Annotated in this window: 17 protein-coding genes; 6 read left to right on the forward strand and 11 right to left on the reverse strand. The window is 42.9% G+C overall.

Going from position 1 to position 25126, the window contains the following annotated elements; all coding sequences use genetic code 11:
* Positions 1–95 precede the first annotated feature (95 nt).
* Positions 96–1208, forward strand: coding sequence for a YcbX family protein (locus tag Xmir_RS11075; protein WP_099114307.1), 1113 nt, complete (start codon positions 96–98; stop codon positions 1206–1208).
* A gap of 216 nt (positions 1209–1424) precedes the next feature.
* Here Xmir_RS11075 and Xmir_RS11080 read toward each other — a convergent pair whose 3' ends face one another.
* From Xmir_RS11080 to pepN, 3 genes are all read right to left on the reverse strand, one after another.
* On the reverse strand, positions 1425–1976 hold the full coding sequence (locus Xmir_RS11080; protein WP_099114308.1) for a cell division protein ZapC: 552 nt from the start codon (positions 1974–1976) through the stop codon (positions 1425–1427).
* 158 nt (positions 1977–2134) lie between these two features.
* Positions 2135–3145 carry a quinone-dependent dihydroorotate dehydrogenase gene (gene pyrD / locus Xmir_RS11085; protein WP_099114309.1) on the reverse strand — a complete coding sequence of 337 codons (1011 nt, stop codon included), beginning with the start codon at positions 3143–3145 and terminating at the stop codon, positions 2135–2137.
* A gap of 316 nt (positions 3146–3461) precedes the next feature.
* Entirely contained in the window at positions 3462–6080 is a 2619-nt protein-coding gene (gene pepN / locus Xmir_RS11090; protein WP_099114310.1) for an aminopeptidase N, read from the reverse strand.
* A gap of 401 nt (positions 6081–6481) precedes the next feature.
* Here pepN and pncB point away from each other — a divergent pair, with 401 nt between their 5' ends.
* The 4 genes from pncB (at position 6482) to Xmir_RS11110 (ending at position 12171) form a co-directional block, all read left to right on the forward strand.
* Positions 6482–7696, forward strand: a complete 1215-nt coding sequence (gene pncB / locus Xmir_RS11095; protein ID WP_099114311.1) for a nicotinate phosphoribosyltransferase — start codon at positions 6482–6484, stop codon at positions 7694–7696.
* Positions 7697–7904: 208 nt separating this feature from the next.
* Complete coding sequence (asnS, locus tag Xmir_RS11100) at positions 7905–9305, forward strand: asparagine--tRNA ligase (RefSeq protein ID WP_099114312.1); 1401 nt, start codon at positions 7905–7907, stop codon at positions 9303–9305.
* 307 nt (positions 9306–9612) lie between these two features.
* Positions 9613–10737 (forward strand): porin, encoded by a 1125-nt coding sequence (locus tag Xmir_RS11105; protein ID WP_099114313.1) that lies wholly within the window; start codon positions 9613–9615, stop codon positions 10735–10737.
* Positions 10738–10980: 243 nt separating this feature from the next.
* Positions 10981–12171, forward strand: a complete 1191-nt coding sequence (locus Xmir_RS11110; protein WP_099114314.1) for an amino acid aminotransferase — start codon at positions 10981–10983, stop codon at positions 12169–12171.
* 87 nt (positions 12172–12258) lie between these two features.
* On the opposite strand, the gene Xmir_RS11115 is transcribed toward Xmir_RS11110, so the two are convergent.
* From Xmir_RS11115 to cmoM, 8 genes are all read right to left on the reverse strand, one after another.
* Complete coding sequence (locus Xmir_RS11115) at positions 12259–12891, reverse strand: MBL fold metallo-hydrolase (RefSeq protein ID WP_099114315.1); 633 nt, start codon at positions 12889–12891, stop codon at positions 12259–12261.
* A gap of 45 nt (positions 12892–12936) precedes the next feature.
* A complete protein-coding gene (gene mepK, locus Xmir_RS11120; protein WP_099114316.1) occupies positions 12937–13485 on the reverse strand; it encodes a peptidoglycan L,D-endopeptidase MepK in 549 nt (182 codons plus the stop codon).
* A gap of 414 nt (positions 13486–13899) precedes the next feature.
* On the reverse strand, positions 13900–15618 hold the full coding sequence (ldtD, locus tag Xmir_RS11125; RefSeq protein WP_099114317.1) for a L,D-transpeptidase: 1719 nt from the start codon (positions 15616–15618) through the stop codon (positions 13900–13902).
* Between the two features lie 259 nt (positions 15619–15877).
* Positions 15878–16591, reverse strand: a complete 714-nt coding sequence (gene aphA, locus Xmir_RS11130; RefSeq protein ID WP_099114318.1) for an acid phosphatase AphA — start codon at positions 16589–16591, stop codon at positions 15878–15880.
* A gap of 194 nt (positions 16592–16785) precedes the next feature.
* Positions 16786–21294 carry a chromosome partition protein MukB gene (gene mukB, locus Xmir_RS11135; RefSeq protein ID WP_099114319.1) on the reverse strand — a complete coding sequence of 1503 codons (4509 nt, stop codon included), beginning with the start codon at positions 21292–21294 and terminating at the stop codon, positions 16786–16788.
* Positions 21291–22013, reverse strand: a complete 723-nt coding sequence (mukE, locus tag Xmir_RS11140) for a chromosome partition protein MukE (RefSeq protein ID WP_099114320.1) — start codon at positions 22011–22013, stop codon at positions 21291–21293. Before mukE ends, mukB begins: the two co-directional genes overlap by 4 nt.
* On the reverse strand, positions 21994–23316 hold the full coding sequence (mukF, locus tag Xmir_RS11145; protein WP_099114321.1) for a chromosome partition protein MukF: 1323 nt from the start codon (positions 23314–23316) through the stop codon (positions 21994–21996). The genes mukE and mukF overlap by 20 nt, the downstream gene beginning before the upstream one ends.
* Positions 23313–24098, reverse strand: coding sequence for a tRNA uridine 5-oxyacetic acid(34) methyltransferase CmoM (gene cmoM, locus Xmir_RS11150; RefSeq protein ID WP_099114322.1), 786 nt, complete (start codon positions 24096–24098; stop codon positions 23313–23315). Before cmoM ends, mukF begins: the two co-directional genes overlap by 4 nt.
* Positions 24099–24266: 168 nt before the next feature.
* Here cmoM and elyC point away from each other — a divergent pair, with 168 nt between their 5' ends.
* Positions 24267–25112, forward strand: a complete 846-nt coding sequence (elyC, locus tag Xmir_RS11155; protein ID WP_099114323.1) for an envelope biogenesis factor ElyC — start codon at positions 24267–24269, stop codon at positions 25110–25112.
* The last annotated feature ends 14 nt before the right edge of the window (positions 25113–25126 follow it).

Genomic DNA, 25126 nt, shown 5'->3' on the forward strand with positions numbered 1-25126 from the left:
AATACAAAAAATTGTGGCACATTATAGCCAATACCGACGACATGTCATAAAGTTGCTTATTCGATAAAAAAATAAAAATGTTCTGGAGATAATGGATGATAACTTTGTCGCGCCTCTATACTTATCCCGTCAAGTCTATGCGTGGATTGCAACTTTCACATTCCCTCGTCAATGAAAGTGGCCTTACGTTTGATCGCAACTTTATGATAACCACAACGGATGGTACTTTTATTACTGGCCGCCAATATCCACAACTGTTGCTGTTTACGCCAACAATGCTCCATAACGGTCTTTATCTACAGGCACCGAACGGAGAAAGTGCAACTGTACTTTATACTGATTTTAAAGAAGAGCGTTTACCCACCGAAGTTTGGGGGACTCATTTTACTGCTTTAGTTGCCCCGGATCTGATCAACACTTGGTTAAGTGGTTTTTTTGATACCCCCGTGCAACTCCGCTGGCTAAGCGAGGAACTCACCCGAAGGGTCAAGAAATTCCCGGATATTTCTCTATCATTCGCGGATGGTTACCCCTATTTAATTATCAATGAAGCCTCTTTTCATACTTTACAACAACGCTGTCCCGCAAGTATTAAAATAGAGCAGTTTCGTGCCAATATGATTGTCACAGGTGCTGCGCCTTTTGAAGAAGATAGTTGGAAAGTCATCCAAATTGGCGATGTTATTTTCGACCTTCCCAAACCGTGCAGCCGTTGTATTTTGACAACGGTCAGTCCTGAAAAAGGTCGTAAAAATCCTAAAGGTGAGCCACTGGCAACATTACAGTCTTTTAGAACCGCCAAAGAAAATGGAGCTGTCGATTTTGGGCAGAATGCCATTGCCCGTAATAGCGGCATTATTCGCGTCGGCGATCGTGTCACCATTTTAGAAAAGAAAACCCCGCGTGAATATGGCAGCGGTGAGCAAGCGAATGATTTAAATATACAGAAAATTGCTGAGCAATCTATTTCTATTGAATTCAATGGGCAGCGTTTTATAGGAAACAATCAACAAATAATTCTAGAACAGCTCGAAAACCAGGGTATTAGAGTTCCTTATTCATGTCGTGCCGGTATTTGTGGTTCCTGTAAGCTGTCCCTGCTTAAAGGGGATGTACAGCCATTAAAATCAACATCCATCAAAGACGATGGAAAAATTCTGGCATGTAGTTGTATTCCCCAAAGTGATTTAGTGATTGAATTAAACTAATTATTAATAATATATAGTGATAATATCTAAATCAGGCAGTATGAATAAAATCATCTGTCTGACTTTTTATCCCTATCTTGCTAATTTTAATTATATTTTTATTTTAAATTTCAGTTGGAAAATTTTCCGGAAGCAAATTCATTCAGATAAATGACGTTATAAATATACCTGATAAGGTATAATTAATTGAGTTATATATTCTACAACTGAATGAAATTAAATCGCCCTGTTATATACCGACACCTGAGTTGATTCAATATAAGGTAGCAAGCGATCGTTCATTACCTTAATCGCATCACAAAAACTCATCACACGATCATTCAGTTCCAATTTTTGCTGTGCTAATAAACATAAACTAGCATTGTCACCGACTTCCACCACCATAAAGAGTGCTTCAGTGTCACTGTCCTGTAAACGAAGTTGAACAATTTCACCCTGTTCAGGTTTTTCCACTAAAGAAAAATGGGAGAAATGCCAGCTTCTGGGCATTTGTGGTTTCATAAAGCGGAATGCGACCACCCCATTCAGAGCCAGTTCAGCTCTGAGCGCTGGGGCAATATTAATATGACGCGAATGTTCTTCGAAAGCATAATAAAGCGCAGCATCGTCAACAGAGAAAGACATTTCTTTCATTGTCATTGCATAGTCGGTCAACATTTTGGCAGAAAAATGAGAACGAAACACCATGCCATTAGCAAGATCGAGCATGACACGACTATGCTCATGATCGAAATACCAGCGCCACTGATCATCAGGTCTAATTTTCATTGATTACCCTTTATACTCACAATAGCTTTTTTGGTTAAAAATAAACATCACTACTGAAATGAAAATTCAAAAGAAATAATAAAGATTTAAGCTGTTAGACAAAATATAGACGAGTTGGGAGCAGAAATAAACCCCCAACCCCGAATCGCGGCAAATATTCAGATATGGTTAACTATATCTTTGATGAGTTTTGGCCCTTTATAGATAAAACCAGAATATATTTGAATCAATGAAGCACCCGCTTCCATTTTCTCTCTGGCAGCAACAAGCGAATCAATTCCACCAACACCAATAATCGGTATTTCACCTTTTAATTCTTGAGAAAGGCGTCGAATAATCTCTGTACTACGTAATTGAACAGGACGACCGCTTAATCCGCCCGTTTGCTGGCAGTGGTTCAATCCTTCAATAATCTTTCTATCCAATGTTGTATTAGTTGCAATAACACCATCAATCTGATGACGCATTAAACTATCAGCGATTTTAATTAATTCCTCTTCTGAAAGATCTGGAGAAATTTTTACAGCAACAGGCACATATTTTTGGAACTTCTGTTGAAGCTCTCCTTGCTTATTTTTAATCGCAGATAAGAGATCGTCCAGCGCTTCCCCATATTGCAAGGTTCTCAGACCGGGGGTATTGGGAGAAGAAATATTGATAGTGATATAACCTGCATGCGGATAAACCTTATCCATGCAAATTAAATAATCGTCTTTTCCATTCTCTACTGGGGTATCTTTATTTTTGCCAATATTGATCCCGATAATCCCGTCGTATTTTGCCCGTTTAACATTCTCAACCAGATTATCCACCCCAAGGTTATTAAACCCCATCCGGTTGATGATCCCTTCTGCTTCAACTACACGAAATAATCTTGGTTTATCATTTCCCGCTTGTGGGCGTGGAGTCACTGTGCCAATTTCAACAAAACCGAAGCCCATTGCCCCAAAGGAATCAATACAATCACCATTTTTATCAAGGCCAGCGGCGAGACCTAATGGATTTTTGAACGACAGCCCCATACAAGTAACGGGCTTAGTAGCAACTGATTGGCGGATAAGAAATTCGAAAGGAGTACCGGTGACGCGCTTGAGCTGACGGAAAGTAAGCTCATGTGCTTGTTCAGGATCAAGCTGGAACAATGCCTTCCGTACCAGAGAATAACACATTTAGATTAACCTATTGTTTTTTATACAGGAGCTGTCAATTATATATTTTGGGTTATGCACAATCCCATACATATATGATTGCTGCTTTATCGTGACTGGCAAAAACCGCTAATTTACCATTATCTGCATAAACAAAAAAGCCTTCTCTTTATCGGCAAAAGCATATCATTCCTTCTCTTTTATCTGAGTTGATTATTTTGGTGGAGGTAAATAATCAGTCTCAAAATATTCCAGATTTGCCAGACGATTGGTATGGGGGATATTGAAGAAATTCAGGTCAATATCCTCCGGCGACCACCGGAGGATATATCACATATTAACTTTCAAGTGCCTTGGTAATTTTTTCGAACAAATCACCAGACAAGTTTTCTAATCCTTTCAACTGTTCCAGTGCCGCACGCATCAAGACCTGACGTTTCTCATCGTAACGTTTCAGACGAATCAATGGATTAATCAAACTTGATGCTACTTGAGGGTTTCGGCTGTTCAGATCAGTCAATACTTCCACCAGGAACTGATAACCACTGCCATCTTCAGCATGGAAAGCCACAGGATTACTGGTAAAGAATGTTCTCAACAGTGAATAAACACGGTTTGGATTGCTCAAACTGAAAGAACGATGCTTCATCAAGCCACGTACTTTATCAAGCGCATCAAAGGCCGGATTGGTTGCTTGCAGTCTGAACCATTTATCCATGACCAAACCATTCTGATGCCAACGTTGATCAAATTCATCCATTAATTGATAACTGCAAGGCAATTCAGCAGATACTGCCGCAGACAAGGCAGCAATACTGTCAGTCATGTTATCAGCCTGATAATATTGTGTTGCCACTAATTTATCAGCCAGTTCTTTGTTATCAATAAAGGCCAAATAGTAGAGGCAGGTATTACGTAAATCGCGTTTCGCAATATCCTGATGATCCACACGGTATGCACCTGCATGGAGGCTGTGATAAACCGCAGTAAGCTCATCTGCCATTTCATTAGCCAGCGCCTTCGTCATAGCACCAATGACATCATGGATGGCTTTAGGATCGACAACCGTAAACAGTTCTGCTATTTCATTTTCAGACGGCAAAGTCAGGATCAATGCAGCCAAGGCCGGATCAATCTCTTTATCCAGCAATACAGCACGGAAAGCATCAATGACATGTATAGGCAATTCCAGTGCCTGAGATTTTTGATTTCGGGCAACATTCAGCTTCACATAGTTGGTTAACAATGCCTGCGCCGCATCCCAACGAGAGAATTCGTTACGTGCATGTTTCATCAAGAATGAAAGTTGCTCATCGCTATATGGATAATCCAATTTTACTGGAGCAGAGAATTCACGCAGTAAAGAAGGAACAGGGCGTGATGGAACATCATCAAATATAAATGCTTGTTCTGCATGAATGACATTCAGAACATGATGCACAGGCTGACCATCACGACGCAGCGGGATTACCCTTCCTTGTTCATCATAAAGCTCAATGTCCAGGGGAATATGCAGTGGCAATTTCTCTTTCTGATCCAGCGTTGGTGGTGTCATTTGATTGACATGCAGAACATATTGCTGTTTTTCTGCATCGTATTCGTCGCGGACAGTCAGCACAGGTGTTCCTGATTGACTATACCAACGGCGGAAGAGTGTCAAATCAACGTTTGAGGCATCTTCCATTGCCTGAACAAAATCATCACAGGTTGCAGCACTACCATCATGACGGTGGATATAAAGCTGCATACCCGCCTGAAATTGTTCTTCACCCAACAAAGTGTGGATCATCCGAATCACTTCCGAACCTTTTTCATAGACGGTCAACGTATAGAAGTTATTCATTTCCATCACCTGATCGGGACGGATAGGATGAGCCATCGGGCTGGCATCTTCAGCGAACTGCGCAGCACGCATAACACGCACGTTATTGATACGGTTAACCGAACGAGAGCCCAAATCAGAACTGAACTCTTGATCACGGAATACGGTCAGCCCTTCTTTCAGGCTTAACTGGAACCAGTCACGACATGTAATGCGGTTTCCTGTCCAGTTATGGAAATATTCATGTCCAATGACGGCCTCAATGGCAAGGTAATCGTTGTCAGTCGCGGTTTCCGTTTTTGCCAGAACATATTTGGAATTGAAGATGTTCAGTCCCTTGTTTTCCATTGCGCCCATATTGAAGAAATCAACGGCAACGATCATATAGATATCAAGGTCGTACTCCAAACCAAAGCGGGTTTCATCCCACTTCATCGAATTTTTCAGCGATGTCATGGCCCAGTCAGCACGATCTAAATTACCCCGGTCAACAAACAGTTCCAGTGCAACTTCACGGCCACTGCGGGTTACAAATGTGTCCCGCAGGACATCAAAATCGCCTGCCACCAACGCAAATAGATAAGCCGGTTTTGGGAATGGATCTTGCCATTTCACCCAGTGGCGGCCATCATCCAATTCTCCCTGTTCAATGCGGTTGCCATTGGAAAGCAAGAAGGGGTATTTGGCTTTATCTGCTGTAATGCGAGTAGTAAAGCAAGCAAGAACATCTGGACGATCCAAATAATAAGTGATGTGACGGAATCCTTCGGCCTCACATTGGGTGCACAAGGCATCTCCGGAGACATATAAGCCTTCAAGCGCTGTATTTGCCGATGGGCTAATTTCATTCACAATCTTCAAGGTAAACTGGGCTGGTAGCTGCTCAATCAACAGCTTACCATCCTGTTCCTGATAATGTTCCCACGCTTTATCATCTATGTAGATACTTTTTAACGTGAGATTTTCTCCATCCAGAATCAATGGAGCAATATCATTAGCCAGACGTTTTACCTGACTGATTGCCGTTACCGTGGTTTTATCTGTATTCAACTCAAAATCGAGATCAATGTCGGTAATTGTATAATCTGGTTTTCTGTAATCCAGACGGTGTTTTACGAGTCGCTGTTGTGTCATAGGGAACCTTTTCCATTATTTTTAACAGGCATATTTGATAACATTTGTATAACCTTAGCTACAAAGCGCCTGGCATATTGTGTTTCCATAGAAACTTTCCAATCGCTAACGCAACCATAGAGAAACCATCATTTCAATCAATAAATCTCTTTTTCTGAATGTTAATAACTTATTAAATAAAGGTATAAATGATGTAGTCAGCATATTAGTACTTTCGTGCGAATTGTCATCTCATATCTCATTTAACATGATATTATCTATAAATGGATTAACCTTAATCTTTAGATTCGGGAAAATATATGCAGCGACATAGCTTCAATAACCCAATAATCACGGTATACTCTCCCGACTTTATCGATTTAGCAGACACGAATATGCTCCGCGAGGATGCCTGACGCGCCATGACTTTAGACGCTACCCCGATTATCAAATCACTGCTTGATACAGATGCTTATAAATTTCATATGCAGCAAGCAGTGTACCACCATTACAACAATATTCCTGTTGTTGCAGAATTTCGTTGCCGTGGTGATGAGCTGCTCGGAGAATACGCCGAGGCGTTGCGCCATCAAATTAATATGATGGCTGATTTAAGATTAACAGAACGCGAATTCGATTATCTCTCTCGACTCCCGTTCTTTAAAGAGGATTACCTGAACTGGTTCAAAACATTCCGCTTTAACCCTAAACAAGTAGACGTTTCTGTTACCCATAAAGGGCAATTGGCCATCCGCATTTCCGGTCCATGGCACGAAGTTATCCTGTGGGAAGTGCCTTTACTTGCCCTCATCAGCGAATTAGTCCATCGCCATCGCTCACCTGGAGTAAAACCAGAAGATGCGGTCATTCAGCTTAGGAAACTGATTGAGCTGTTCCACAAAGATGCAGAAGAACAAGATATTGATCTGTCCGGCTTTAAGTTAATGGATTTTGGCACTCGTCGCCGCTTTTCACACGAAGTACAGTATGCCATTATCAATGAGCTGAAAAATAGCTTCCCTTATTTAACCGGAACCAGTAACTATCAACTGGCAGAGCAGCTTGCTCTTCCTCCGCTTGGTACACAAGCTCATGAATGGTTTCAGGCTCATCAGCAGATTAGCCCTGACCTGGCTAATAGTCAGCGAGCTGCGCTACAAACATGGCTGAATGAGTATCCAAATCAACTAGGTATCGCTCTGACAGATTGTATCACTATGGATGCTTTCCTGCGGGACTTTGACAAACCCTTGGCGACAGCTTACCAAGGCCTGCGTCATGATTCCGGTGATCCTATTGAATGGGGTGAAAAAGCGATAGCACACTACCAGTCACTAGGCATCGATCCAATGACGAAAACACTGGTATTCTCTGACAGTCTGGATTTGCAAAAAGCATTAGCGCTATATCGCCATTTCCATAAGAGAATCAATGTGATTTTCGGTATTGGCACACGGTTGACCTGCAATATTCCAGGTGTAAAACCACTGAATATTGTTATCAAGCTCGTCGAATGTAATGGCAAACCGGTAGCGAAACTCTCTGACAGCCCCGGAAAAACGATCTGTGAAGATGATGAATTTGTCGATAGATTACGCCGGGCGTTTGACATTCCTTATATAGAAAAAGCAGTATAATCTGGCTGATTGTTCCTTGCGTAATCGGCTCCATGCTGGTTACGCAAGTAAAAAGCCACTTTTTCCCTTATTTCCTCGCTAAGACCCGAAATTTCTTCTTGTTTCCTGAGAGATGACAAGTAAGATAGAAGATCTGCCCCTGAAGTTGGGGCATTTATGGTAAATCTATCTAGTTATCTAATTCACTAATAAAAGAAGAGAGAAATTTATGAGCGTAGCGCCTGTAGTCGATGTACTGCAAGGCCGTGTTCCGGTTGACAGCGAAGTCACCGTTCGCGGTTGGATACGTACAAGGAGAGATTCTAAAGCTGGTATCTCGTTCCTCGCCGTCTATGACGGTTCCTGCTTTAATCCATTACAGGCTGTCGTTAATAATAATTTACCTAATTATCAGGATGAAGTGCTGCATTTAACCACAGGCTGTTCTGTAGAAGTGACAGGGACAGTGGTTGAATCCCAAGGTAAAGGTCAATCTTTTGAACTACAGGCAACTAAAGTTGTTGTCGTTGGCATGGTTGATGATCCTGATACCTATCCAATGGCGGCCAAACGCCACAGCATCGAATACCTGCGTGAAGTTGCTCATCTTCGTCCACGCACCAATTTGATCGGCGCAGTTGCTCGTGTTCGTCATACACTGGCACAAGCCCTGCACCGCTTTTTCCATGAAAAAGGCTTCTTCTGGGTATCATCTCCGCTGATCACCGCATCAGATACTGAAGGTGCCGGCGAGATGTTCCGCGTTTCCACGTTGGATCTGCAAAACCTGCCACGTACAGATAAAGGCGACGTGGATTTCAGCCAGGATTTCTTTGGTCGCGAAGCTTTCCTGACCGTATCTGGTCAGTTAAACGGTGAAGCCTATGCCTGTGCACTGAGCAAAATTTATACCTTTGGGCCAACTTTCCGCGCAGAAAACTCCAATACCAGCCGCCACTTGGCAGAATTTTGGATGGTTGAGCCAGAAGTGGCGTTTGCCGATCTGAATGATATCGCCAAACTCTCCGAAGACATGCTGAAATATGTTTTCAGGGCTGCTCTGGAAGAACGTGCTGACGATTTGGCTTTCTTTGCAGAACGTGTTGATAGCGAAGTTATTACTCGTCTGGAGAAATTTGTCGATTCAGATTTCATTCAATTGGATTACACCGATGCAATAGAAATTCTGGAAAATTGCGGCCAGAAATTTGAAAACCCTGTTTTCTGGGGCGTGGATTTGGCATCAGAGCATGAGCGCTATTTGGCAGAGAAACACTTCGAAGCACCAGTGATCATGAAAAACTATCCAAAAGACATCAAAGCCTTCTATATGCGCATGAACGAAGATGGTAAAACCGTTGCAGCGATGGATGTGTTAGCGCCAGGCATTGGTGAAATCATCGGTGGTTCTCAGCGTGAAGAGCGTCTGGATATGCTGGATCAGCGTATGGAAGAAATGGGACTGAATAAAGAAGATTACTGGTGGTATCGTGATCTACGCCGTTATGGCACCGTTCCTCATGCTGGTTTCGGTTTGGGCTTCGAACGTTTGGTCGCTTATGTGACTGGAGTATCCAACGTTCGTGACGTTATTCCATTCCCACGGACACCGAGAAATGCAAGTTTCTAATGAATCAGCTTGATAAACGAGCAAGATTCAATCCCCTGAAAAGCCAGCGAAAGTTGGCTTTTTTTATTTTATGGTAAAAAGCACACAAAAAAAGTTCCCTGATATTTACATTTTGAAACACCTATTTGCACTTTGTTACCGATTTTGCGCTTTTGTAGCATTTTGAGGGTAGATAAAATTCATTACCAATGGAAAACTGGTCGCCGACTAATAAGACACTCGATACCCACAAATAGTTCCAAAATTTTTTAGTGTTCTGTTTCTGGCAGTGGCAGGTGTCTGAATAACACCAATGAGGGTAATAATAATGAAGCGCAATATTCTTGCAGTGGTAATCCCAGCTCTGCTGGTTGCTGGTACAGCAAACGCAGCTGAAATTTTTAACAAAGACGGCAACAAACTGGATCTGTACGGTAAAGTAGACGTTCGTCATCACATCGCAGACAAAAGAAGCGGTGAAGACGGTGATGCTTCTTATGCTCGTATCGGCATCAAAGGTGAAACTCAGATCTCTGACCAACTGACTGGTTTTGGTCGTTGGGAATACAACCTGAAAGCACACACTGAAGAAGGTAAGCAAGAAACTTCTACTCGTCTGGCTTTCGCTGGCCTGAAATTTGCTAACTATGGTTCACTGGATTACGGTCGTAACTACGGCGTGAACTATGATGTTAACGCATGGACTGATGTACTGCCAATCTTTGGTGGTGACTCCATGGCCCACACTGACAACTACATGACTGGTCGTTCTACTGGCCTGTTGACTTACCGTAATACTGACTTCTTCGGTCTGGTTGATGGTCTGAACTTTGCTCTGCAATACCAAGGCCAAAACAGTGACCGCACCAAAAACAAACGTACGAACATTGAAAAAGCAAATGGAGATGGCTACGGTTTGTCTGCTACCTATAACGTAGGTTACGGTATTACTGTTGGTGGTTCTTACGCTAACTCTGCACGTACTAAAGGCCAGAAACAATCTGATGCTTACGGTAAACGCGCTGAAGCATGGAACATCGGTGCTAAATACGATGCTAACAATGTCTACTTGGCAGCTATGTACGGCGAAACCCGTAACATGACTCCAGGTGAAGGTGGTCGTGAATACAACCGTGGTGCAGTGGATTACTTTGACGGTATCGCTAATAAAACTCAAAACATCGAGCTGACCGCACAATATCTGTTCTCTGACTTAGGCCTGAAACCATCTCTGGCTTACGTTCAATCCAAAGGTAAGGATCTGGAACGTAACGACGGTGCCAAAGGTTTCAACGCAGATCTGGTTAAATACGTTTCTGTAGGTACTTACTACTACTTTAACAAAAACCTGTCTACCTACGTTGATTACAAAATCAACCTGTTGGACAAAAACGAAGGGGGCGATACAAACGCTCGTAACGTATTCGGTGTTGGTCTGACTTATCAGTTCTAAATTACTGCTGATAAACTGTTTAGCGAAAAGTTAAACACATTTATCTCAGCAAAGCAGCGCTAGAGCGCTGCTTTTTACGTTTTATCCCACTGTTTTTATTATCTTTTTTCTTCACTCCGTAAACTACTTCACAAGATTTTATTCTTTTTGCTACAAGTGGTTGGCAAATGAGTTCCTTAAGGTTACCCTGAGCGGCGTATAATTTACTTTGGGCTTAACTCTCCGAGTCTTGGAATCAAAAAAATGTTTGAAAAAATCACAGCAGCGCCTGCCGACCCTATTCTTGGTTTAGCCGATAGCTTTAAAGCGGATCCACGTGAAAACAAAATCAATTTAGGTATCGGCGTCTATAAAGACGAAACCGGTAAAACCCCTGTTCTGACCACCGTTAAAAAAGCAGAAAAATTCCTGCTGGAAAACGAAACCACCAAAAATTATCTGGCAATTAGTGGGTTACCTGAATTTGGTCGTGTCACCCAGGAACTGTTATTCGGTAAAAACAACCCTATCGTCACTGATAAACGCGCCCGTACTGTACAAAGCCCAGGCGGAACTGGCGCACTGCGCACTGCCGCTGACTTTATTGCTAAACAGACCAATGCAAAACGTGTTTGGATCAGCAACCCAACATGGCCAAACCATAAAGGTGTTTTCTCCAGTGCTGGTTTGGAAATCCGCGAATACAACTATTACAATGCAGAGAAACATGCTTTGGATTTCGATGGCATGCTGGCAAGTCTGTCTGAAGCGCAAGCTGGTGATGTTGTTTTGCTGCACGGTTGCTGCCATAACCCAACGGGTATTGATCCAACTGCTGAGCAGTGGCAAAAACTGGCGGATTTGTCCGCTGCAAATGGTTGGTTGCCGGTGTTTGACTTCGCTTACCAAGGCTTTGCTAAGGGATTGGATGAAGATGCAGAAGGCTTGCGTATCTTCACCAAAAACCATAATGAACTGATCGTAGCCAGCTCTTACTCCAAAAACTTCGGTCTGTATAATGAGCGCGTTGGTGCTTGCACTATCGTTGCAGCAGATAGCGATACCGCAGAAAGAGCGTTCAGCCAAGCGAAATCCATTGTTCGCACCAACTACTCTAACCCACCCGCACATGGTGCTTCCGTTGTTACGACAATTTTGTCTAATGATGATCTGAAAGCAGAATGGGTTCAGGAATTGGCAACAATGCGCGAACGCATTCAGCGTATGCGTCAACTGTTTGTGAACACCTTGCAAGAAAAAGGTGCAAAACAAGACTTCAGCTTTATCATCGCTCAAAATGGTATGTTCTCATTCAGCGGCTTAACTAAAGAACAAGTTGATCGCCTGCGTGAAGAATATGGTGTTTATGCGGTTAGCTCTGGTCGTATCAATGTAGCTGGTTTGACATTGGAAAACATGGTTCCTCTGTGTGAAGCTATTGTTGCAGTGATCTAATTTATATCTGAATAGCTGATATCTATTCCAAAAAAGCCGCTGAAAAAAAGCGGCTTTTATATTTACACGATGCTGACACGTTTCCAATTAATCTTGCAAGAATGGATTGGTTTTCCGTTCGTGTCCTAAAGTTGACATCGGCCCATGACCGGGAATGAATTGGTAGTCATCACCTAACGGCAGTACTTTTTCTTTAATAGATTGAATCAGTTCATCATAATTTCCACCGGGAAAATCAGTACGGCCAATACTCCCTTTAAACAACACATCTCCCATTGAGATTAATTTATCAGCATGATTAGCAAGGATGATATGCCCTGGTGTATGCCCCGGACAATGCAAAACGGATAACTCAACATTGCCAACTTGCAATGTATCCCCTTCATCTAACCAACGATCAGGCGTGAAAGATGGACATGGCTCAACACCAAACATTTGACATTGAATTTCCAACCCTTCTATCCAAAACGCATCCCCTTTATGTGGCCCATAAACAGGTACATCAAAATGGTTGGCAACTTCAACGGTAGCACCCACATGATCGTAATGGCCATGTGTCAGCAAAATTTGTGTGAGTTTCAGTTCACGGCGCTCTATTTCGGCGATAAGTTGCTCGGCATTGCCGCCCGGATCAACAATCGCTGCTTCCTGAGTTTCTTCACACCAAATCAATGTACAATTTTGCATTGCCATCGTGACAGGGATAATGTGGTATTTCATTATATTGTTTAACTCCACAATCAAGACTCATTTTTAGTAATAAGATTACCACGTCCTGACCGGGCCTGTATCGATATGAATAAAATTACTTTTTGGATAAAATCCAACTCCCCCTGCCCGCATTTTCAGTGCAGCCTTACGAATATGCGCTAATTGAACGCCATCAATATGGAAATCCATTGCCTGCCCGCGAGTATGATAACTGTGTTTTGCGACCCCACCGCTAGCTTGCCGCAGTATATTATTTGTCATCAATGAACGGTAACCAGAAACAAGTTGAACAGATTTATTTGTTCCCATTAACATCTGTAATAAATAAATTTGATCAAACAGTTTCGGATCAATAGTTTTGATCTTATTCTGACGGAAATCGCGAAATAAATAATTCAAACGGGCTAGTTCTGATTTGTTATAACGGCGACCATCAAAGAATTCAGCTTTGAGTGTTTCTCCGGTATGCAGATTATCAAAGCGTAAAATTCGAGGACGCGGTGTTGTCAATGCGGCCAAAGCAGGTTGAGGTAATAAACCCAACCCTAGCGCGGCCACGCTTACGCCGAGCCACTTTCGGCGATCGTGGTCAATATCATTCATGGATAAAATGCCCTGCTATTCTATGATGTATTAATAATTTCTAAATTACATTATCAGTGGAGTTTAACCAATTAATCAGACATCAACAAATAAAAAGTAGTTTCAATTATTTTTGTATATTACTGTAAATTTACCAAACTATAATTGTGACCTATCTAACAAAATTAAAATTATATTAAATATAGATGAAATTTTAATGACGATGTGTTGTTGACAGATTTCTTTCGTATGAACCCTAGAAATTTACTAATTGTAGATAAAAGTAATTCATTAAGAAAACCTTATAGTAAGAAAAAGCCTGAAAAAAGAATTAGTAACATAAAATAACGGTGAAGGAAATATTTTCCCTTCACCGTTATTTTATGGATATAAATATCAAATTTATGCTTTTCATGTTACTAATAACGACAAAAATCATAAATCACTTCTGGCAGCCAAAATCTCGGGTAAAATCCCAGATGGTTGTCTTGCATTCACATCATAGCCGTAGATATCAGCCCGGTATTGTGGTACTCCTTTATCATCAACCCAAGCTGTCTGATAATAAAGAAAGACAGGAATTTTTTTGGGAATATTAACATACTTTGTTTCCCATTTTTTCAATGAACCGCTGACCTTATCTTTATTCCAACCAGCATCTCCTAATAACATATTAGCTAATTCAGGCGCTTTATTGACACGCACACAACCAGAACTGATTGCTCTCATTTCCCGGCTAAAGGAAGCCTGATTTGGCGTATCATGTAAATAAATTGCTTCCGAATTTGGCATGTTAAATTTGAAACGCCCTAATGAATTAGTTGGGCCGGGGGCTTGCCTTATACGATAAGGAAAATTACCCGGCGTAACTACTTCCCAATTAATTGATGAAGGATCAATAACTTTAGCATCATTACCCCAACTAGAAAAAACGGTATAACCACGAGTACGAAAATAACTTGGGTCACGCTGCGCTCTTGGTGCAATATCTTTTCGTGTCATACTCGTAGGTACATTCCATGGTGGATTGATCACTACATTGTTTAATTCACTACTCATAATGGGCGTTTTGCGACTAGGGCGACCTACTACAACTTTAGAATTTAATATTTCTTTTCCATCCAGATAATAAAAAAGCGAATAATTTGGAATATTAACTAAAATACCTGTAGGAATATTTCCGGGGATAATTCGTAACCGCTGTATATTTAACGCCATAATGCGAGCACGAATTTGTGGCGTCGTATTTAACCATACCTTAGTAGATTGGCCAATAACACCATCGGCTGACAGAGCATGTAGAGTTTGAAAGCGTTTTACAGCAGCGATTAATTCTTTACCGTAAATCTTATTATCAGATTTGGCATCTGATGCCTCCAACGTACCTGCCCGGACCAATATTTTTCTTAATGCTACAACACCTTCACTACTTTGCCCGGGTCTTAGGGTGCCTTTCAGCGAAAACTCCGTCCATGGTTGCTTATCAGCTAATTGAGCCAACATCTCCTTACGCATATTTTCATACATAGGATGGTTGGGTGATAAGGTTGTAATATAAGATTCAGTATCCTGATCCTTGATATGCTGCTGCCATTTATCAATTAAATGAGAAGGCGGTAAATCAACTTTATAAGGTGTTTTGCTATATAACCATGAATCTCCTTTTTTCTTAACATCGTTAATAAAATGGAGATAACCTAACATAGCATCGGATAAAATAACATCACGCCCAATATCACTTAATTCAGGAGAGTTAAGTTGAACTAACCATTTTTCAAATTGAGGCTGAAAACCAGCTAACGATATTTCGAATAATTGATCTTCAAATTGCTGAATAGATTTTTTATCTGTCCATAATGGTTTCATTTTATTGGCAGTATATAACGTTACCAATCTCTCAAAAAATATCGGTTTTACTTGCTGCGGCAGCCAATTTTGTAACTGCTTTCGATTATCATTAATAAAATTAATCTGAGATATAGGAATAGTCTTATCAGATAAAGCAACCGAAACCTCTTTTTTTGCTTCCCCTGTTAATTGTTGCACACCACTTGATTCTGAGCCATTTTGTTGAGTTGCAAAGGTTCCTTCTGATACCGCCAATGCGCTACAGATAAAAGAAACTTTCAGTAACCTTACCGGGTTCTTCACCATAACAGTTCACCTCACCTTATTATACATACAGCTATTCAATGACTTATTCTAATTATCAGGAATCCTATTTTATCAGAAAAGAATAGTAGTAATTATATACATAATTACCTCTTAAGATAGGGGGGCCTACCCAATCATACTCAATTACACTAAGCAAAAGAAAATTTTCACTATTATAAATTAGATTATACTGGCTCTAAAAAGGAAAAAGGCACCTATTAGTGCCCTTAATTGGAATGTATTATCTTGAAATTTCAGATTAATACTCAGATTTAATGACTACTTCTTCTCCGAATCGGCCTGCTTTGGGTAGAGGCTGGTAAGAGGAATTTGATGCTCTCAAAATGCGTATGCCACGAATATTTAACTCACGGGCTGCGGCAATATCAGCATCTGCATCACCATAATAAATTTTCAATTTATGATCTTTCATCCAACTAATTTTATTATTTTTACCTGGCTCATCCCCCGCAAAAATAACAGCATTCATTTTGTCAGCAGGAATATGTAAATCTTCTTGCAAATATTTGGTTACCGTTTCTGTTTTAGTTTTTGAACGGCCGGTAATGAAATAAATATCATCTCCCCGCTTCAAGTGCATCTGAACTAATTCAATGCCAATTTGTTTTGGCATGCTGAATTTATCCCATTCATTATTCATCTTTTCCCAAAATTCCGGGTTTTTCAGATAGCTATTGTCATTCGGCGAGTATTCCAATTTACCGCGGTAAAAACCAGGGCTTGAAAACAATACTGTATCATCAATATCAAATCCTACGGCCATTGGAGGTTGGGATTGCAGACTTTTTTCGATTTGATCAACAGATACCCAATGTACCGCCTGACGTTGGGCCAAATCTGCTGCTGTAACTCCTGAGCCAATTTGCTCCGGCATAAACACTTTTGCCTGTGCCATACCGTTTAAACCAAAAGCAAGTACAATCGCACTAAATGCCAGGGTAACTTTACGCATCGTTATTCCTTTCTATATTAATCATAACGGTATGAAATAATAAATGTTATTACCACATGAAAACGAGACACACTGCACAATTGATTAAAGTTACTACTAAGATAAGAGACAGGGGAAAAAAGATAAGGGGTATATCAGGGCAAGGAGGTCATAATATCCCTCCTTGCCAAAGGCGTTATCTGACAATATTGAAGTTATTTTTCCAATATCGATTGTGTTTGTGACTGTAGTACTTGTGATTGTAGTTCTTGTAGCTGTAATGCCTGTGACTGTAATTGCTCAGTCGCCGGGGCATCCTGCCCAAAACCACGCAACCCAACAACGTGCACATGTTCCTGATTATTGAAGATCTTACGTACCAGTTTATAGGTTGTCCCTTTTTCTGGGCTGATGTTTTCCGGGGCAGCAATAATTAACTGCATCTGCAAGCGTTCACACAGTTCAAACAACGTCGCGATTGATTTCGCATCCAAACGTGCGGCTTCGTCAAGGAACAACAAACGGCATGGTGAGATATCTTTACCACGTAAACGACACGATTCTTCTTCCCAGCTCTGTACAACCATAACCAGAATAGACATCCCCGTACCGATAGCTTCACCGGTAGAGAGTGCACCACTTTCCGCTTTGAGCCAACCATCCGAACCACGATTAACCTCAACATCCAGTTCGAGGTAATTACGGTAATCCAGCAATTCCTCACCAATTGTTTGAGGCAGGCGCTGCCCCATATCAATCTGCGGGTTCAAACGCTGATAGAGCTTCGCCATCGCTTCTGAGAAGGTCAGACGCTGACTGTTGAACAGATCCTGATGTTGTTCCTGTTGCTCAGACAAAATATCCAACAAGAGAGAGTGGCTTTCACGTACATTCACATTCAGACGCACGCCGCCAACCTGCCCAAAGGAAACGGCCTGCAACCCTTGGTTCAGCATGCGAATGCGGTTTTGTTCACGTTGGATGGTTTTACGAATGATATTAGCTACACTCTTGGCGCTAATCGCCAGTTTCTGCTCACGAGCGGTCAACTCTTCGGTCAGGCGTGCCAGCTCAATTTCCATCTGTTCAATGGCATCAACCGGATCGTCTGTTCGAATAATATCCTGACGGATGCGCTCGCGCAGATGTTGGTAAACAGCAACAAAGAATTGAATCTTACGCTCAGGACGTTTCGGATCTTCAGACAAACGCAACGCATCGCGCAAATGTTCATTATCCGCTACCGCCAGACGCAATGCTCCCAATGCCTTATCCGACATCGAACGTAAATCATCACCATCCATATAGGCCAATTCACGGCGATGTAAACGACGCTCAACCCCATTGTCTTTCACCATGCGCATTACAGCACACCAGCCCGCTTTCGAAGAAACTACCTGTTCACGCTTCTGGTAATAATCACGCTCAGATTTGCGCAATTTCTTCTGGAGGTTGTCCATTTCCGCTTCACAGAATGCGATTTGTTTCTCAAGCTGGTTAATGCGGGAACGGTTGGTACTCAAGGCAGCATGGAGCTGATCACGACGCTCACGAGCGCGATTTTCTGCGTTGGCATCGGCCTGAACTCCGATATCTTTCAGCTCCTGCTCAAGTTCTTTCAGCATATCCTGCTTAGTGTCATAAGAACTTTTCAGAGATGCCAATACTTGGTTGAACTGAGCACATTGTGATTGCTGCTGACGCAATTGTTCACGCGCACGACTGCGATCAGATTCAGCATGTTCAAGACGCTGGCGCAGCTTGTCGTTCAGGTCGGAATTTTCACTGAGCATTCCGGCAGAATCACTGTAACTGAAATGCGCACGGCGCTGGACGATTTCTGTCAGGGCAAAGGCTTGCTGCTTGGCCTTATTCTGGCTGTGTTTCGCTGTTTCATAGTCTTTCTGCAACTGTTCATGTTGCTGTGGATCGCTTTGCAAAACAGAAACCAGCGGCTCAAGTTTAGTCAGGGCGTTGCCATGCTGTTGCAGGAACCGTGCTGCGTCCTGCGCCTCACCCATCTCTTCACGGACTGTTTCCACGCGATCAATCAGCGTTTCATCCAGCAAGATCGTGATTTGTGGGATCAAGCGATTCAATACTGACAAGCTTTCTTTTGCTTGAGTCAGTTTCTGATGGTGTTGCTGAGTTTGAGCTTCAAATTGGGATAACTCACGCTCCAGTTCAATACGGCGCTGATTCAGGCTGCGAATTTCCGCTTCCGGATCATCATCAAACGCAACAGAAAGATGTTTGCCCACAAAACGGCTGAACGCCTGGTGTGCACGCTGAATTTTCTGAACATCAAATGAAAGCGTCGCATAGCGCTCTGCCAACGTATCGCGCTCAAGGCTGAGGGCTTCCAGACGATTTTCTCTTGCTGCCCGTCCAAACAACGGAACTTCAGGATAACGCGAGTAACGCCACTGACGTTCGGATGATTTCACCAGAACCGCATTTTTCTGCTCTTCGAAATGGAATACGCTGTCATCGAAAGATTGGGGATCTCCCTCGATCAAATAGAGATCTTCCGGACAATCTTCCAATGCTTCCAGATGTGGGCGAACTAATGAAAGATCAGGCACGACGATCGCATGACGTGCCGGACCATACAGTGCAGAGAAATAAGGCGCATCATCAATGGTAATGTCATCATAAATTTCTGATAACAAAACACCACCGAAACGCTCCGCCAATGCAAGCAACCGCCCGTCTTCTGCGCCACTTGGCTGGTTCAAGCGCTCAATTTGTTTTTCAAGTTCACGTTTCTGTGCCGCTACATCGTCACGTTCAACAGTGATTTCACGCTCTTGTTCCAGCAATTGCTGCATGTATTCAGTAATTTCGTGCCCGCTTTCAAGCGTCTCATTACTCTGTTCACACAATTGATTCAGGGCTTCCTGTGCCGCAAGCCATACTGGTGCGCGCGCGGTTAATCCTTGGATCTTCTGCTTGAGTTGTTCAAACTCCTGACGCATCTGTATACGACGTTCACCGCTTTCACTGGCATTCAGGCTCAGTTCTTCCGACTGTGCTTCTAATTCACCCTGTAAAGCTTCTAAATCTTCCGCCTGATATTGTTGGTTATGACGCTTACAGAACTCTTCCAACAAACGCTCTGCATTTTTCTGACTGTTCAGGCGCTGTTCCAATTCAGCCAACTGGATACGTAAAGGCTGAACACGCTCAGCCAAATGGCGTTGGGATGGCCATTTACGTAATAATTCACGGGCGGTTTGCCATGCTTCACTACGGCTCACTTCACCAACAATGTTTTTCACCAGTTGATAAGCTTGCTCGAACTGACTATGCGCCGCATCTGCGACATTCAGTTTCTGTTCCAGTGCCAGCAAAGTTTCCGTCGCCTGTTGCACTGCGGCCTGATAGGTTTCCTGCCACTCATCAGCATTGTCTATTGACAGCTCAGGAAGCTGGCAAAGTTCACGGGCACGCTCTAATGCTTGTAGTGCCTGCTGATATTGAATCGCACGGGTTTGCTGGACATCCAAAGCCTGCTGGTAATCAGCAAGCTGGCTTTTCAACTCATCAACTTCCTGTTCAGCCGCTTCAGAAACAGCTTCATATTCTGCCTGTAGCTCTTTCGCTTCTTCTACGACTTCACTCTGTTCTTCCAGCCGATAAGTCAACTCTTCAATATCTGATTGATAACGATCGATTTTCTCCTGCTGACGCATTGCAGTCTGAACCAAATTCAGATGATCGCTGGCAGCCTGATAATCTATTTCTAAATCAGAAGATGCGTCGCTTTGTTCCGTCAACTCCCGTGCCATTTCGACATGACGATATTGTTCAGCCATTAACTGACGGCGGCTGCCAAATAATTCACTGCGCAAGGCCAACGCTTCATCCAAATGAACACGACGTTCATTAGCATGACGCATATAATCCGCAGAAACATAAGTCGTTGCTTCTGTAATGAGATGCTTGAATAGATCGCGATCAGATTGAGTTACGCGGATGGCTTCCAGTGTGATACGGTTTTCACGCAACGCGGCTTCCATATCCTGAAATGCTTTTCTGACCCCACTATTTTCCGGCAATAAATAATCACGCAATGAACGTGTAATGGCGCTGGAAATACCACCATACAGTGATGCTTCTATCAGGCGATAAAACTTGCTGCGATCTCCTGCCGAGCGCAGGCGTTTTGGGATTACCCCCAAATCAAACATCAGGGAGTGGTAATCCGTAATCGAATTAAACTGTTTGAATTGAACGCCTTCCATCTCATCAAGGCGCTCTTTCAGTTCGTTTAATGGCAGAACTCTTGCCTGACGTTCGTTAATATTTTCAGTCAAAAGTTGTGTTGGCTGAATAGAGGCAGGAACACCCTGAATCATAAATGGCTTGATATCCACTTTACGATCACGTCCGGCAACTTGCTGTAGACGAACCCCGGTAATGATCCTTTGATGACGGGAGTTAACAACATCCAGCGTGGAATAACAAACACCAGCGCGCAGTTTACCGTGCAAGCCTTTGTCACGTGAACCACTGGTTGCCCCTGCCTCAGTGGTATTGCGGAAGTGAAGTAACGTTAAATCCGGGATCAAAGCGGTTACAAATGCCGCCATCGTCGTGGATTTACCCGCTCCATTACCACCGGATAAAGTCGTCACAAGCTCGTCAAGATCAAACGTTCTGGCAAAAAAGCCGTTCCAGTTAACTAACGTCAGAGAGCGAAATTTACCGCGTTCAATCATGACTGTTCATCCTCCGCACCTTCTGCTGAATGCTCTGATGCTTCTTCATGTTCATTATCTTCCTGCGATGATTCCTTTTCGATCGACATGGCTTCACCATCACGGATCATCCGCAATTGAGCCTCGCGTGGGTCATCACCGCTGCGTACATCTGCACCGAAGCGGAATACGGCTTCAGTAATCGTAAATTTACTGCTGTCATTTTGCAGGAAGTAAACCATTCCCAGACGGCGTAAACGGTTTAGGGAAGTGCGTACTTTTTCCTGTAATTTCTGCTTATCCAGATCGGAACCTGTCGAACGTTGGTTCACTAATTTAATCAGCTTATTTTCATCAGCCAATGACAGCAGCTCTTCATACAATTCTTGAGAAGTAAATATTCCCTGATTGGACAGACGCTCCGGGCTGAGATAGAGATAACACAAGATCTTACCTACCATCATGTCCAATTCAGACAAGACAGATCGCGGGATCAACGTTGTTGAACGGGGACGCAGGTAGAAAAAACCTTCGGGTGCACGGATTAACTCGACGTTATAACGCGCATAAAACATTTCCAACTCTTCCTGAAAATCCATCAGAAAAGCATGATTATCAAGATCATCCATACTAATATGACGACCGGCACGAAGCTGGCTGTCTAATTCCGGAAAAAGGACGTTGGATAATGCCTGAACCAGTTTAACTGGCATAAATTGTTCAATATGTGTCGATGACATGTGCCTGCACCTTGGCTCCGTAATCATTAATCGCTAACCATTCCGCTGGCAATCCAGAGAAATCCGCTTCCGCAACGCCCAACCTTACTGCTTGATCCACCAGAATACGCGCTACATCAAAGTGGCGTTTACGTGGATACTGAACAAGGTAGTCGCGCAGGATGGCTCCTAAATCCAAAGGGAGTTTTGCCTGTTGGTAGACCGCCAATGCCTGTTCAACCATTTCAGCCAATTGTTCGTTGATTTCACTGAACTCTTCGTATTCCATTTCTGGCGGTAATTCTCCCATTACCTCTTCATTGCGCAGAGTCAGTTCTTCATCACGCATATCCAGAAAACGCTCCGCGTTGGCGATGGTCAACGCCCACGGGCTGTCAAAATAGTGTTGTATGGACTGACGGAGGCGCTGGGCAAAAATGCGGTTTTTATCCATATCAATGGCAGTTCGGATAAATTTATGAACATGGCGATCATAACCTATCCACAAGTCGATGGCCTGCTGCCCCCAACTGATAATACGATCCAGCTTGCTTTGGAGATCAAAAACCAATCTATCAACCAGTTCAGAACCATCACTCTCCATATTAGCCGCCTGAATGCGCAATAGATTCGCCTGCAATTTGTCACCCGCTGCTTCCAATGTATCCTGAAGCTCCCGCAATGTGCCGGAAGTTTCAGACAGCAACTGTTCACAATTGGCAATGGCGGCCTGCCAATCCTGATTAAGTAGCGCGGCAATATCGGTTTTTACGCTGTCTTGCTGCTCATCCATCAAGCGTTGGGACATATCAATGCTGTCAAAAATTTCAGCCACTGAATATTTGAGAGGCGCAAAGACATTGCGATGCCAATGGAATTCATCACCACCTTCTTCGGCTGCCTCAGCCGCCCGATGCAATTCGTTGGCAACGATAGATAGCTGCATGGAAAGGCGCAACGTGGAAAATTCACGCTGGCGAATATAGTAATCACTAATGCCTATCCCCAACGGGGTTAAACGATAGATAGCATTGCCATCAGCCTGTTCACTGGTAAAACGGTTAAGTAGCTTCTGACGAACCATATCGTTAATGGCATTATTCGCCCTGACGGATACTGCTTCAGAAGTCTGCTCAAAACCTTTACATACTTCACGGAAAGCATCCACCAGCTCTCCTTCACTCATTTCACCATCGAGCCGTTCACTGTTCAATACGGCTATTGCCAGTAAAAAAGCCAATCGTTCTGGTGGCAACGAGATTGAAAAGTCATTTTTTCTGGCCCAGGACACAAGTTCAGGAACAGTCTGGGAATATTCACTCATAATTCGCTCTTTAAGGTAGGCTTGCGTGCCATCACATGAATGTAACGCCCCAGGCTGATATAGGGCTCTTGTCTGCAATAACGTTGTTCAAGTTCAAGCAACGCCGGAAAATCTGCGTTTTGTAATTGGCGACTTTGCAGGTAATCGTGAAAAACCCTTACGCCAGTTTTACCGGTTATTTCCATCTTGAGTTCAGTCAGCCATTGATATACCTGTTCTGGCACTAATGGATTCTGCGGAGATAGAGAACGTTTTCGACGACGTTGAATATTGGGGGTCGCCAAATGGAAATTACCCAAGATGGCATTACGCATAACCAACCCATTAGCATTATAAAACATTAATGAGAGAGCACCACCGGGCGTTATTATATCTCCCAACGTTTCTATTGCCTCTTTTTGGTCAGTAATCCACTCCAATACAGCATGAAATAGAATAAGATCAACCGGCTGTTCAATATATTGGTGAATTTCCTGTACTGAGCTTTGGATAAATTGCATTTGATGGAGAACACCCCGCTCTTCCGCGTTGTGTTTCGCGCGCTGGATCATCTCTTCGGATAAGTCACAAAGTATGACCTGATGACCTAGTTCAGCCAATTGACAAGCCATATTCCCTTCACCGCCCCCTGCATCCAGAATGCGTAAAGGGCGTTGAGGTAGATGGTTCAGCAATTCGTTAATATCCTGCCAGACAACGGCCTGCCTGATTTTACCTTTGGTTGTGCCGTAAATATTACGCGAAAATTTGTCTGCAATATCATCGAAATTGCGATCCCGCATGAAAAACTGCCCCACTTATAAGCTGAGTTTAATTTATCTATTGAGTAGTTATGCTATCTACTGCTATTTTTGCTACTGTTATTTTGGCACAGTAATCATTTAATTAACTACTTTTAGCCTTAAATTTGCCCCTGCACGACTATAATTTAACCAAACAAAGGCCCGTCAATGCTATTCCTGCTAAAAAAATATATCGGCTCACTGCTAATGCCTTTGCCGCTGATTATTATCGCCTCTTTCATCGCTTTGCTATTACTGTGGTTCACCCGTTGGCAAAAAACGGGAAAAACGATTTTATCACTGAGTTGGCTTGCATTACTTTTATTTAGTTTACAGCCTATTGCCGACAAACTCTTACTTCCTATTGAAGGGAAATATGTTCAACGCTATGAGCCTAAAACCACATCTGACACTATAGCTGGCACGACATCTATCGCCCCCGTAAAATATATTGTCGTTCTCGGCGGCGGCTTTACTTATAACCCTAAGTGGGCACCCAGTGCTAACCTTATCAGCAACAGCTTACCCAGAGTCACTGAAGGCATTCGGTTATACCATCTTAATCCTGGTGCTAAAATGATTTTCACAGGCGGTAAAGGCGTAAATTCAATTAGCAGTGCAGAAGTTGCTGCTATGGTAGCACAATCTATGGGTATTCCTGTAGAAGACACAATAACATTGAAAAATCCTTTGGATACAGAAGAAGAAGCTGCTGAGGTAGAAAAAGTTGTCGGGAAGCAATCTTTTATTCTTGTCACATCTGCCAATCATATGGAAAGGTCAATGAAATTCTTTGAACAACGTGGCCTGCACCCCATCGCAGCTCCGGCCAACCAATTGGCTGTCACAACACCGCTCTATCCGTGGGAAAAATATATCCCTTCTTCCTATTATTTCTCACACACAGAACGAGCTTGGTATGAGACATTGGGGCGTATCTGGCAAGCAATCAAGCCCATGAGCGCAGATATAAGCGCTGAAACAGCACAAGATTCTCAGCCCGAAGACCGTTAGAAATATCACCGAAT

It is taken from the genome of Xenorhabdus miraniensis (genome assembly GCF_002632615.1).